The sequence below is a fragment of the Vibrio sp. 10N.222.55.C6 genome, assembly GCF_041473395.1.
Lineage (GTDB): Bacteria > Pseudomonadota > Gammaproteobacteria > Enterobacterales > Vibrionaceae > Vibrio > Vibrio crassostreae_C.
On the sequence record NZ_JBFRSD010000048.1, the window covers coordinates 21,026 to 34,766 of the forward strand.

Annotated in this window: 11 protein-coding genes; all 11 read right to left on the reverse strand. The window is 45.5% G+C overall.

Annotated features, from left to right (window positions below):
- Positions 1 to 38 precede the first annotated feature (38 nt).
- On the reverse strand, positions 39 to 1,058 hold the full coding sequence (gene astA / locus AB4486_RS21655; RefSeq protein WP_017061116.1) for an arginine N-succinyltransferase: 1,020 nt from the start codon (positions 1,056 to 1,058) through the stop codon (positions 39 to 41).
- A gap of 107 nt (positions 1,059 to 1,165) precedes the next feature.
- Positions 1,166 to 2,377, reverse strand: coding sequence for an aspartate aminotransferase family protein (locus AB4486_RS21660; RefSeq protein WP_017066202.1), 1,212 nt, complete (start codon positions 2,375 to 2,377; stop codon positions 1,166 to 1,168).
- Between the two features lie 464 nt (positions 2,378 to 2,841).
- Positions 2,842 to 3,420: an aminodeoxychorismate/anthranilate synthase component II gene (locus AB4486_RS21665; protein ID WP_017068833.1), complete on the reverse strand. Its 579-nt coding sequence runs from the start codon at positions 3,418 to 3,420 to the stop codon at positions 2,842 to 2,844.
- A gap of 200 nt (positions 3,421 to 3,620) precedes the next feature.
- Entirely contained in the window at positions 3,621 to 6,215 is a 2,595-nt protein-coding gene (locus AB4486_RS21670; protein WP_372118583.1) for an ExeM/NucH family extracellular endonuclease, read from the reverse strand.
- Between the two features lie 385 nt (positions 6,216 to 6,600).
- A complete protein-coding gene (gene trpS / locus AB4486_RS21675) occupies positions 6,601 to 7,617 on the reverse strand; it encodes a tryptophan--tRNA ligase (protein WP_016796005.1) in 1,017 nt (338 codons plus the stop codon).
- Between the two features lie 150 nt (positions 7,618 to 7,767).
- Complete coding sequence (locus tag AB4486_RS21680) at positions 7,768 to 8,454, reverse strand: phosphoglycolate phosphatase (RefSeq protein WP_372118585.1); 687 nt, start codon at positions 8,452 to 8,454, stop codon at positions 7,768 to 7,770.
- Positions 8,455 to 8,556: 102 nt separating this feature from the next.
- The gene (rpe, locus tag AB4486_RS21685) at positions 8,557 to 9,231 is read right to left on the reverse strand and encodes a ribulose-phosphate 3-epimerase (RefSeq protein ID WP_010435263.1); all 675 of its coding nucleotides are present in this window, start codon (positions 9,229 to 9,231) and stop codon (positions 8,557 to 8,559) included.
- Positions 9,232 to 9,432: 201 nt separating this feature from the next.
- On the reverse strand, positions 9,433 to 10,281 hold the full coding sequence (locus tag AB4486_RS21690; RefSeq protein WP_048605377.1) for a Dam family site-specific DNA-(adenine-N6)-methyltransferase: 849 nt from the start codon (positions 10,279 to 10,281) through the stop codon (positions 9,433 to 9,435).
- A 69-nt stretch (positions 10,282 to 10,350) separates the two neighbouring features.
- Positions 10,351 to 11,868 carry an AAA family ATPase gene (locus AB4486_RS21695; protein WP_017068836.1) on the reverse strand — a complete coding sequence of 506 codons (1,518 nt, stop codon included), beginning with the start codon at positions 11,866 to 11,868 and terminating at the stop codon, positions 10,351 to 10,353.
- A gap of 79 nt (positions 11,869 to 11,947) precedes the next feature.
- Positions 11,948 to 13,036: a 3-dehydroquinate synthase gene (aroB, locus tag AB4486_RS21700; RefSeq protein WP_372118589.1), complete on the reverse strand. Its 1,089-nt coding sequence runs from the start codon at positions 13,034 to 13,036 to the stop codon at positions 11,948 to 11,950.
- Positions 13,037 to 13,061: 25 nt separating this feature from the next.
- The gene (aroK, locus tag AB4486_RS21705; RefSeq protein WP_017061125.1) at positions 13,062 to 13,580 is read right to left on the reverse strand and encodes a shikimate kinase AroK; all 519 of its coding nucleotides are present in this window, start codon (positions 13,578 to 13,580) and stop codon (positions 13,062 to 13,064) included.
- Positions 13,581 to 13,741 lie beyond the last annotated feature (161 nt).

Genomic DNA, 13,741 nt, shown 5'->3' on the forward strand with positions numbered 1-13,741 from the left:
CTTCTATCCTTAAAATCTTCGACAGATAATCGCCGCTCTTATTGAGCCAACATGCGAACGAATTCGCCTTCTTTTACTTCAAGAGCGCTTGCTACTTCAGATGATAAAATCACTGTGTCGCTTGCTTGGTCATACGCACCTTTCGCGGCTACTGCGCGGAAGTTCTCAAACGAGGTATTACCAATTAGGAAGTCTTTAGAGCTAGAGTGCTCTGCAATTTGAACCTGTGCTCGAATTGAGTGACGCACAGATTCGATGTTTCTTAGATCACACTCAACCGTTGGGCCTGCATCAAAGATGTCGACATAACCACGGTTGGTGAAACCTTCACGTTCCAGCAACTTAAGTGCAGGGCGCGTATTGTCATGTACCTCTCCGATCACCGCTTGAGCTTCTTTGCTCAGTAGGTTTACGTAGATAGGTAGCTTAGGCATTAGGTCAGCAATGAAGCCTTTCTTACCAATACCGGTTAGGTAATCGGCAAGCGTGAAGTCAATCGAGAAGAAATGTTCTTGCAGCCATTGCCAGAAAGGAGAATTGCCTTCCGCATCTGATACACCACGCATCTCAGCAAAGATCGTTTTTGAGAAACGCTCTGGGTGCTCAGCCATCAGTAGGAAACGACACTTAGACATCAGTCGACCGTTTAAGCCTTTGCGGTAATCAGGACGTAAGAACAGCGTACAAATTTCGCTGCAGCCTGTGTAGTTATTACCAAACGTCAACAGCTTAACCACGTTATTCACTTTAAGGCGCTGTGAAGAGTGAACCACTTTACTGATGTGGTACGAGTAAAAAGGCACATCCCAGCCAATGGAAGCTTCGATACCCGTTGTACCAGCAACTTCGCCAGTTTCAGCGTCGAAACCCACCATTAGATAGCCTTCATCACCGGGTTCGGTCACGTCTGCTTTCGCAAAGCTGTATTCAGAATGGGTAATTCGGTTAGTTAACAATTCTTCGTTAACCGGAAGAGATGTGAATCCATGACCTGATTCAACTGCACAGGTGTGCAGCGCATCGTAATCAGACAGTTTTATTGGGCGAACAACTAGCATCAATATTCCCTCCAGATGCAAAATAGGCCCAAAACCAGAAGCTTGGGCCTTTAGCAGAACGTCATGGGATCGCTCTATTGGCGATCATTCCTATGACGCCGCTCAGGCTAAACTAGCGTAGCGATTGCTTTGTCTAGTTTTGATAAACCTTCTTCAATTTCTTGTTTAGTGATAACCAGTGATGGAGTAAAACGAACCACGTTTGCACCCGCAACCAGTACCATTAGGCCTTGCTCGCCTGCTGCTACTAATACGTCACGCGCACGCCCTTGCCATTCGTCATTCAGTGCAGCACCTAACAATAGGCCTTTACCACGAATCTCACTGAAAATTTGGTATTTGTCGTTAATCTTAGTTAGACCATCACGGAATAGCGCTTCACGCTCTTTTACGCCTTCTAGAGTCTCAGGTTGGCTAACTACGTCAACCACTGCTTCAGCTACCGCACACGCCAGTGGGTTACCACCGTATGTAGAACCGTGCGTACCAACCTTAAGGTGTGTAGCCAGTTCAGACGTCGTCAGCATTGCGCCGATAGGGAAACCGCCACCTAGAGACTTCGCTGTGCTTAGAATGTCTGGCGTCACGCCCAGACCTTGGTAAGCATAGAAGTTACCAGTACGACCATTACCTGTTTGTACTTCATCAAAAATCAACAATGCATTGTGCTTGTCACACAGTTCACGAACCGTATTCACGAACTCAGCCGTTGGAGAGATGATACCGCCCTCGCCTTGCAGAGGTTCCATCATGATGGCACAAGTGCGATCAGAGATATGCGCTTCTAGAGCGGCAATATCGTTGTAAGGTAGGTGAGTTACATCGCCAGGTTTTGGACCGAAGCCATCTGAGTAAGCTTCTTGACCACCAACGGTTACAGTAAAGAAAGTACGACCGTGGAAACCTTGTTTGAATGCAATGATTTCAGATTTCTCAGGACCGTGAACATCCGCAGCCCAACGACGAGCTAGCTTAAGTGCTGCTTCGTTCGCTTCTGCACCAGAGTTCGCAAAGAATACTTTTTCTGCAAAACATACGTCAGTTAGCTTCTTCGCTAGACGCAGTGCAGGTTCGTTAGTCATTACATTACTTAGGTGCCAAATCTTGTTTGCTTGCTCGGTAACAGCATTAACCATTGCTGGGTGACAGTGACCCAAACAGCTCACAGCGATACCACCAGCAAAGTCGATATACTCTCGGCCTTGTTGGTCCCAAACGCGTGCGCCTTCCCCTTTTACTGGGATCATTTCCATTGGGTTATAACAAGGCACCATCACCTCATTAAACAGACTACGTTCTACTTTATTTTCCACTGTCATCGTACATTCCTTCTCGATACCGCAAGCTTCGCAAATAAGCGTAATGGTTCATAAGTGAGACAAAGATATTTTGTCTCGCCATAATCCCGCTGCAGCATTATATTTACATTTAATTAACCTTTTCAATAGTGGATTATTCTTTAGCCATCCCTTACAACCAGCTAAACGTCACTACCTATGACTATTTATGCATCAATTAATCTGTTTTATGAAGCTTTTTTTACCTAAACGTATAACCAGCAACAGCAAAGCCTTACTGGCATTGCGGTATATTGGGTTCGAGACGAAATAACGCGAATAATTTTGCATAGGCTAAAAACTTAGCCTGACGAGGGAGAAATGTTATAAAAAGTGATCGGCGTCAGAGGGATGAAGACGCGTAGCGCCCGAATTTAAACGCTTAACGGGTAATGGAATACGTTAAACTGGCTTATTTAGACGGAGAAAGAGTCAAATTTAAACACTCAGCGTGCTAGGAAGTTAGCGAGAAGCTGGTGTCCTTGCTCTGTTTTAATCGATTCAGGGTGAAATTGGACGGCATCAATCGGCAAGGTTTTGTGTTGATAACCCATGATCTCATCCATGCTACCATCTTCAAATTCCGTCCAAGACGTCAGCTCAAAACAGTCTGGTAATGTGCCGTTTTTCACCACTAAAGAGTGGTAACGAGTCACAGTCAGAGGGTTATTGAGACCTTGAAAAACACTCTTACCGTTGTGGCGGATCGGAGAGGTTTTACCGTGCATCACTTGTCTGGCTCGCACTACTTCACCACCAAACACTTGAGCAATGGCTTGATGACCAAGACACACACCTAAGATCGGCAGTTTACCCACGAAGTGTTCAATGACTTGTAGAGAGATTCCCGCATCATCAGGCGTACAAGGACCTGGCGAGATAACAAGATGGCTAGGATTCAGCGATTCAATACCCGCAATATCAATCTCATCGTTGCGAACAACTTTTACAGTGACCCCTAACTCACAGAAATACTGATACAAGTTATAGGTAAAAGAGTCGTAGTTATCGATGATAAGTAACATGGGTCGAAATCGTTTGCTAAATACTAAATGATTGGGAGATATAGGGGCGGTATTGTGCAATACCCATGGCGAAAGGCAAGTGGAAACTGCATTTCGCTAATAATTAAGGCCAACCTAGGTTGACCTTAATTGTTTACAGATAGCGTTAAGTTATCTGAATTGGCTTGCTTGTATGGCAAGCCAATCTACTTACAGTTTAGCTACTTGCGACGACGCCACATTGCCAGGCCAAACAATGACATCAATGCACCCAAGCCGAATGAACCGCCGACTCTTAACTCAAGAACCGCAGGATCATGATCCGATGAACGGAAGTGATCTTGGTACTTAGGCAGATCGCCTTTGTACTCTTCGTTGTAGTCAAACAACGTCGATTCACCACCATTAATGTGCCAGTCCGTTGCATCCACCACCATGTCTTTCAGGCTGTCGCTGATCAACAGGTGATCCAGTGCGCCCATTTCGTCATTGTATGAGTAGCTCCAGCTGTCTGGGTGCTTTTTAGCTACAGCATTAATGTAACCGTAGTTCTTAGTAATCACCGCACCGCTATCACCAAACTGTTCAACACCATCAATGTAAGTGTTACGCGCCGCTTTAATTTGCTTTCCGTATTTCTCTTCAGAGTAATCCGTTAGCACCAACATTGGATCTTCCATGCCATACGAATTCATATCACCCAGAATCACTTTATGACCTTCAATGCCATCGAGTGCTTCGCCCAGTGCCACCGCCGCAGCTACGCGGAAGTTCTCACATGAGCCTTGCTTGTCGGCATCAACACCACCTTGACCGCCCTGTTCAACCGGTGCTGCATCTTCCCAACACTTAGAGCCTTTCGATTTAAAGTGGTTAATCGCTACGGTGAGTTTCTCTTTGGTACCTTTAACCTTGAAGGTTGGCGCTAACGAGTCACGCTGGTAGTTCTTACCATCTTCAATCACCTTACCTGAATCGTCTAACACCTCTGGTGCTTGCTGGCTTGGCATCGCGATAACGCGGCTGTCTTTAAGCTTCACTACCTTCTTGCGATAGATGACACCCGTTGTGATTACGTCAGTACCAATCGAGTCCATCTCGTCGGTTACACCATCTTCATTTGAATCAACTGCGACAAACGTATAACGGTCTTTCTTACGCTCAATGCGATCATTCAACTGATTCACAAGCTGTTGAATGGCAGAACCTTCACCAAAGCCGTTGTTCTCAATTTCCATCAAACCAATGATGTCTGCATCTAGACGAAGGATCGCGTTCACAATCTTCTCTTGCTGCATCTCAAACTCAGTGATGGTGTTCGCGCCACGGTTATTGCCGTGCTGATTCGCGTCGCCACCAAATGGAGAGTTGAAGTAGTTCAATACGTTGAAGGTCGCAATACGTAGGTCGCCTTCATCCATGTCTGGTTTGTCGGTACGCGGATCGTTACGCACATAGTTTTCAGCCGAGATCTGGTTAGTCGCAATTAAACGGTACTCACCGTAGCTGTAAGTCAGCACGCCTTCTAGGCCAACAATGGTGTCATCAATGCGGATGTAATCTTCTGTTGAACCATCTTGGTCGATATCAGTGCGGCCAAAATCTGGGTAGAAAGGGACTTGTCCATCAGCCGCTTTTTGATCGGTTTCAACGAAAAGACGGCGGTCTGCGTTGTCTTCAGTTTGCTGCTTCGCTTCGTCAGATCCCGCGGCGAAAAGCTGGTTCGGCTGCATGTTAATACGCTCATGCGCCAGTACCATGTTGTTACGACGACCTGCGTAGTCATAACCAAAGGTACGCGTCACACGCATATCAAGCGCTTCGGTTGTTTTCACCAACATGCCTTCGTAGCGTTCAAGCGTTGCAGCGAAGTTCTCGTCACTGTCTAGCACTTCTATCGCCGTCGCTTCAGGTGCCTGCTGCTCGCCCTGTTTTAGCCATTGGTTGTTTTCTACTTTCAGCTGAGTGTGGCTGTAGTATTCTTGAACCTTGCCTTTCACACACACTACATCACCGGCTACTAGCTCTGAGCTCGACTGGTTGGTATGAATAAATAGACCCTCAGAAGTGCTTGAGTTGAAATCATCCTCAAGTGCTTGCAGGTAGAAGCCTTTAGTTAGGCCTGTTGTTACCGCACTTACCACACCTTTTACGAAATATTCATCGTCGGTGATGTACGGGTAGCCATCGATGAATGGCGATGTAGCGCCCTCACCTTGGATTTCTTGAATGGTGGTGAATACTGGGTCAGAGCCATCTTGTGTACAAGTGAACGCTTCTGGCAGTTCAACGCTGTCTAGTGAACCTAGGCCTTCAATGCTGTCTTTTGGTAGCGATACCCATTGTGAAGCATCAAACGTCGCAGAAGGTGTTTGTGTCGCACGAACCAAAGTAACATCTTTGCCCCAGTCCACATCGCCCATCAAACCAACAACATCATGTACCGAGCCGTCTGAATTCAAGATAGCCAGCGGGTCGTCACCATTATGATTGGCGATAGAGGCATTAATGATGTCAGCTTGAGCTTTAATCTCATCACTCGCACTAGAATGTGCGACCACGAGTACTTCACCGGGTGCTAAAACGTGTCCATCTAAAGGTAAAGTGGCACCCCATGATCCGTTGCCATTGGCAGATTTCGCCAATGAGTAACCATCTAAACTAATGCTGCTATCGCCACTATTGGCAATCTCAACCGCTTTGTTATAGCTGCCGCCTTCCACATATTGTGAAATAAACAAATCAGCGTGTGCGCTTGTAGTTAACAAGCTACCAATTGCCACTGCTAGCAATGAAGGTTTGTGTAAAAGAGCCATCCGTTTCACCTGAGTTCATCGAGTTATAGTCACTGCCATCTATGGGCAGTCATGTATTTTGTGGTAACTATCAGGTTTATTTATGAAAGGAATAAGTCAGTTGGCAAGAAAATGAGGAACTTATCACTTTGGAATCATCAATTGTTTGGCACGTTATATATTTCCAACATATATAGAAACGAGTGTGATTTTATAAAGCTTGAGGGTGCCAAATAAGATCATCTGCACAGCATTACAGCGATGGATATGCTAGCTAAATACTGGGTAAATTATCAATTCAAACAAGGGGGTTTCGAGGAAGGCAAATGGAATGGGCATGAAAAAGCCCAAAGTAAACAACAGCTACTTTGGGCTCAAATTCTCAAGCGAGTTGTGTTAGTTCACCCTATGGGCGAGTAACAAAACCTACTGCTTCGTATGCTTTTTTCAGTGTCACTGCAGCACGTTCAGAGGCTTTTTCAGCACCGGCTTTCATTACTGCGTCCATGTAGGCACGGTCAGCACGGATACGGTGATATTCAGCTTGAATCGGCTCAAGCATCTCAACCAATGCTGCGCCTACGTCTTTCTTGAACGGACCGTACATTTCAACGCCTTGGTACTGCGCTTCGATCTCTTCGAACGTTTTACCTGTCGCTGCAGAGTACAGACCCATTAGGTTAGAGATACCCGCTTTGTTTTCCCAATCGTGAGCAATGCGTGGTGGTGTTTCTGCATCGGTTTGCGCTTTGTTGATCTTCTTGATGATCGACTTAGGTTCTTCTAGCAAAGTAATCACGTTCTTACGGTTGTCGTCTGACTTAGACATCTTCTTCGTCGCATCTTGCAGGCTCATTACACGTGCATTCACTGTTGGAATGTAAGGTTCTGGTACTTGGAAGATTGGCGTTTCAGGACCGTAGATGTTGTTGAAGCGAGTTGCGATATCACGCGCTAACTCTAAGTGTTGTTTCTGGTCGCTACCTACAGGCACTTGATGAGCACCGTAAAGCAGGATGTCTGCAGCCATCAACACTGGGTAGTCGTATAGGCCTACGTTTACGTCATTTGAGTGGCGTGCAGACTTATCTTTAAACTGAGTCATACGGCTCAGTTCACCCATTTGCGTGTAACAGTTAAGAAGCCAACCAAGTTGAGCATGCTCTGGTACGTGTGACTGAACAAATAGCGTGCTCTTCTTTGGATCAACACCGACAGCAAGACAGATTGCTAGTGCGTCTAGAGTCGCTTCATGCAGTGCTTTCGGATCTTGGCGAACCGTAATTGCGTGAAGGTCTACAACACAGTATTGGCAATCGTAATCATCTTGCATCTGTTGCCATTGACGTAGAGCACCCAAGTAGTTACCGATACTTAGTTCACCAGATGGTTGAACACCACTCAATACGATGGGCTTGCTCATGGTTTTAATTCCTTTGCTTATTCGCTAAGTTTATTGAACGCTTAGCTTCTTAACTTAAATATAGAAAAGCCGCACAGCTCTTCTGTACGGCTCATCCAGTGTACTCATTGATAAGTATTTTGCTAGTAGGTTAGCTAACTTTTGTCCGCTTTATGCTGAAACTAGAACGACATCTAGTAATTGCGCGACGTTATCCGCGACATAGTCAGGGTTTGATGCTGAAATCGGCTCGCCGTGGTTATAACCGTAAGTCAGACCAAACGAGTGACAACCTGCATTCTTAGCCGCTTTAATGTCGTTGCTTGAATCGCCAACCATCAACATCTCTTCCGCTCTTACATTGTGCTTTTCTAGCAACCAGTTCAGAGCGACTGGGTTCGGTTTTTTCTCTGGGAAAGAGTCGCCACCCAACACATCAACAAAGTACTTATCAATACCGTGTTGCGCCAGTACGTCTGGTACAAACTTCGATGGCTTGTTGGTAACCAGCGCCATAGTGAAGCCGGCTTTATCCAGCTCAGCCAGCGTCTCTTTAACCGATGGGTAAAGGTGACTTAGCTTGTGACCGCCCTGCTCATAGAAATCATCAAACAGGATGCGTGCTTTTTTCAGGAGCTCTGGCTCTAGGCTTGGGTCAACCGTCAAGTTACGGCTGAGTGAACGTCCGATAAGAACATCAGCACCATTACCTACGTAGTCGCGAACTTGTTCTTCGCTCACTGAAGGGAAGCCCAACTCCTGACAAGCTTGGTCAGCAGCAACGGCCAAATCAGGCACGCTGTCTAACAAGGTTCCATCCAAATCAAAGGCGATCAGTTTTATTGAGCTTAATGACATCTTACTTTCCTATTTATTATGTTCGTCTTATGAGTTGAGCTATAAGACGTAAAAAAGGGGCAAATTAGCCCCTTAATATTCAATCTATCTGTAGTTTTACGATTATGCGTTTACTTTTGCAAGCTCTGCACGCATCTCATCAATCACTTCTTTGTAATCTGGTTGATTGAAGATAGCTGAACCCGCAACGAACATATCTGCGCCCGCTTCTGCGATTTCACGGATGTTATCAACCTTCACGCCGCCATCAATCTCAAGGCGAATGTCACGGCCTGACTCATCAATCAGCTTACGAACAGCACGTAGTTTATCTAGCGTGTGCGGAATGAAAGATTGACCGCCGAAGCCTGGGTTCACAGACATCAGTAGAATCATGTCTACTTTGTCTAGGATGTAATCTAAGCAAGAAAGCGGCGTTGCAGGGTTAAGAACCACACCCGCTTTACAGCCGTGCTCTTTGATTAGCTGTAGAGTGCGATCGATGTGCTCTGAAGCTTCAACGTGGAAGGTAATCATTGAAGCGCCGGCTTTAGCAAACTCAGGCACGATGCTGTCTACTGGCTTAACCATAAGGTGAACATCGATAGGAGCCGTAATACCGTAGTCGCGCAGCGCTTTACAAATAGGCGCGCCAAAAGTCAGGTTAGGTACGTAGTGGTTGTCCATCACATCGAAGTGCACAACATCAGCACCAGCTGCGAGTACTTTTTCTACGTCTTCACCAAGACGAGCAAAATCTGCAGACAAAATCGATGGAGCGATTAGAAAATCTTTCATACCAAACCTCTTAAGAGTGAGTAAATTGCGAATATCACCGCCTTGGTGACATCTCATACACAAATACAAGACTCAATCCCAAGACTATTTGGTGTGCAATTCTACCTAAGCACCTAAGCAGATCCTAGCAGTTCGAAAGATTAGTTTAAGAAAGTATCCGTTGGTCACTCAATTTAATGAGTTTGGCGGATATTCTGACCATTACTGTTCCGCTGATGCGTGCTGCTGGTTTTTCTCTTTATGGAAAAGTGCCAATAGCTCATCAACTTTATTACGGCCAGCGCCATTGCGACTGATGGTGCGTTTCACCTTAACCACGTTCAACTCCGCACCATGATATAAGCGACGAGTTAATGTCGTATCGTGGTTTGAAATCAAAACAGGAATACCGCGTTCCATCGCTGCTTTTTCAGCAACATCCGCCAGTGCAGCTTGGTCATCTAAGCTAAAGCCATTACCTGCGTAAGAGGTAAAGTTAGCCGTGTTTGACAGTGGTGCGTATGGAGGATCGCAGTAAACCACACAGCCTTTGCGCGCGCGGCTAAAGGTTTCATGGTATCCCTCACAGACGAAGGTGGCTTTTTTCGCTTTCTCGGCAAAAAATTCCAGCTCAGCTTCTGGGAAGTAAGGTTTTTTATAAGAACCAAATGGAACGTTAAAACCGCCCTTCTTGTTGTAACGACATAGGCCATTGAAGCCAAATCGGTTCATATACAAGAAAGCCAATGAACGATACATGACGTTATCTGTACCATTGAACTCAGCGCGAATATCTAAGAAGGCTTCTTTACGGTTGTTCTCAGGACAGAACCAGCGCTTCGCTTCCGTGATATAAGTTTCAGGATCGGTTTTAAGCAGGTTGTACAGGTTGATAAGATCGGGATTGATATCTGCAAGCAGGTACTGTTCAAAGTCAGTATTCAGAAATACTGAGCCGGCACCGACAAACGGTTCTACCAATTTACGAGCAGGTGGCAGGTGACGTTGGATGTCTTCAACTAGGCCATATTTACCACCAGCCCATTTTAGAAAGGCACGCTGCTTTTTCATTTACTGCTCTATCTATCAACTCAAAAATAAGGCTGCGGAATGTAACATATTTTGAGGCTAAGCTCAGGGTTATTTCGCACGTTCTATCTCTCGATGCACTTGATTCATCGATTTTGCCCAAGGTTCCAACTGTTGAAGGGGTTTTGATAACGCACTTACCGCGTCTCTCGCCACTTGAATCGTTGGGTAATCTTGATAAGTGATAATAAACCACTTGGTGTCGTTGCGAAGTGTTGGGTAAATACGAACCTTGTTCTCAAGGTCATACTCTTCAATGAAAGACTGTACGTCGTCCAATGAGGTCATCGCACTCAACTGCAAAGTATAAGCTCGCGGAGAGATAGCTTGTAACTCTTCGCGAGAAAATGAGAATGTAATTTTCTTAGTCGGTGGCGTGGACTGTGTTAGGTCTGTTGCTTCATCGGCTGAAGGCTGTGACTCCACTTTGTCTGCATCTGATTGCGAACTCACCGCGGCACCTGTGTTTTCTTCAACAGCAGCATCAATCGCACTGGTATCGGCACTTTCAGGTTTATCATCAAGCAAGGCATCAACCACATCAGAGGTGATTACGACACGCTGCTGATCTTGTTCGACTTCTCCAACACTCGCGGTATCTTCAACGACAGTCGGTGGCAAAGATGAGCTGTCGTCATCAGCACCTTGATAACTCATGTCAGCTTCGGCTTCAGAATCGTCCATTCCGTCGATTCCAGCTTGCTCGGTACCACTTTCCACTTCAAAAGTTGGGATAGCTGTCTGTTCAATCGGAGCGATAAGAGATTGCGCTTTATCGTCAGGGGTTGGTTGACTGAACATCCACCAATAACCACCACCAATTAAAATCAACAGCAAGGCCACCACAATCGCGATATTGATGGGTGAGCCAATAATTGAGCGAATAATAATCCTTTTTTCCACTTTCAATTCTCCTAAAGCCATTAACTCACCGGGCAGAGGTTGCGCTTTATTAAACGCACGTCGCACGCAAGTTTCAGACTCATCATCAACATATCGAATCACCAGTGATTCAAAGAAATGTTCAGCTTCTGGTTGCGAAAGGTCATCGATCTCAAGATCGATAGGTTTGTGTTGTTGACCGTAGCTCAAACGCGTTAATAACGTATCTAAGTGGCCAGGTTCCGAGAAGAGAACGATATTGATCGTCCATTGAGGGTTTGATTGAGCTTCCAGTACCAACATCCATAATTCGGATACCAATAGCTCAGAAAGTCGTTGGGCATCATCAACGACGATAACCACATTACACGGTTCTCCATCCAGTAACCTTGTTAGGCTATCCGATAAAGAATCATGTTGATTAAACAGGGGATCAGAAACAATTTGGCTAAGAATGAGCGCACGGCGTTGTTGATCGTCTTGGCTTGGATGACAAAGCAGTAAACACTGATTTTTTTCTGTCGACCATGCTTCAAGATAACGCTGAGCCAACCAAGATCGGCCAGAGCCAGCTTTGCCCGCCACCGTCACAAGGTTTGAACCAAAGTTAGTCAAAAGCTGTAAGCGCTCTAGCAGCTCAACTTGAGATTCTAACTCTAATACTCTTAATTCATGAGCCAAACTCATTGGGGATCCCTACTGATAAGATCGATCAGTAAAACGCTTCAGTTGCCTAGAGTTTAGCTAGGCAACCTCACAACCAAATTTAAAGAGTACGGCAGAAATCGATCGCTTGTTTAATGATGTCTTGAGGCACATCAGCAACCACTTCAGCAGTACCAATACTTGTTGGTAATACCAAACGCAACTGACCAGACAGCACTTTTTTATCGCGCATCATGTGCTTCATAAAGTCTTCAAAAGACATGCTTTCTGGCGTATGGATTGGTAGTTTCGCATCCTTGAGTATAGAAATAATTCGCTCAAGTTGCTGCTGAGAGATCAGTCCCTGTAATTGAGCTGTTTTAGCTGCCATTACAGTGCCTGACGACACAGCTTCACCATGTAGCCAATTACCATAGCCTAGTTCTGCTTCAATCGCATGACCAAATGTATGACCTAGGTTCAATAACGCTCTGATTCCTGACTCTTTTTCATCTAGAGCCACCACTTCAGCCTTAATTGCACAACAACGAGCAATCGCGGTAATCAGTGCTTCTTCATCAAGTTGATAAAGTTTCTCTAGATTCTGCTCCAACCAATCAAAGAAGGCTTCATCGTAAATGATGCCGTATTTGATCACCTCAGCAATGCCCGCTGCAAACTCACGCTCTGGAAGCGTTGATAAACAGTTGGTATCGATGATCACAGATTTCGGTTGGTAAAAAGCGCCGATCATATTCTTACCAAGAGGATGGTTTACTGCGGTTTTACCACCAACAGAAGAGTCCACTTGAGAAAGAAGGGTCGTCGGGATTTGAATGAAATCAATACCGCGCTGGTAACAAGAGGCAGCAAAACCGACCAAGTCACCGATAACACCACCTCCTAAAGCAATCACCACCACATCGCGGCTGTAATTTCCTTCAAGCATGTAGCTCATCACTGAATTGAACGTTTCAAGGGTTTTGTACTGTTCACCGTCTGGCAGCTCGAGAAGAGATGTCTGACAGCCGACTTGATCCAATAGCGATAAAATTTTATCAGCATAAAGAGGCGCTACTGTCACATTACTGATAACAACAACTTTCTGCTTACCTGATAAAAAAGAAAGGTACGCCGGGTCTTCAAATAACCCGGCGCCAATAGAGATAGGGTAGCTACGCTCAGCTAGATTGACCGTAATCCGTTCCATGGGTTTGCTCTCCGAAAAAATGAACTTAACGTTCTTCTAGCATTTTTACGATCTGGTTGGCTACCACTTTTGCACTTTGGTCGTCAGTACGAACTGTGTAGTCCGCCACTTCTTCGTATAGTGCGTTGCGAGATACAGCTAGATCTTCTAGCACATCACGCGGGTTGTCTGTTTGAAGTAGAGGGCGTTTCTTGTCGCGGTTAGTGCGAGCAAGTTGCTTTTCAATTGTTGTCTCTAGGTATACAACAATGCCTCGTGCAGATAGACGGTTACGGTTTTCTTTGCTCAACACTGAACCACCACCTGTCGCAAGAACAATACCTTGTTCTTCTGTCAGATCATTGATTACAGATTCTTCGCGCTTACGGAAACCTTCTTCGCCCTCAACATCAAAAACCCATGCGATGTCTGCGCCAGTGCGCTCTTCGATCACAGTGTCAGAGTCTAGAAACTCCATATGAAGTTGGGAAGCTAGGTGTCTACCAATTGTACTTTTGCCGGCGCCCATTGGGCCAACAAGAAAAATATTGCGTTTCTCAGCCATGTTTTTAGCAGTAATTTACAACGTTAATTCAATGACATCGCCACAAGGTAGGTCAGTACAAGTACTGAAATTAAAAGGCCCGTGGCACCGATTCCTCACAGATAATTCGTGATAAGACCCGAAATTATCAAGGTTAGGTGCCACTAATGCAACTTTATTTT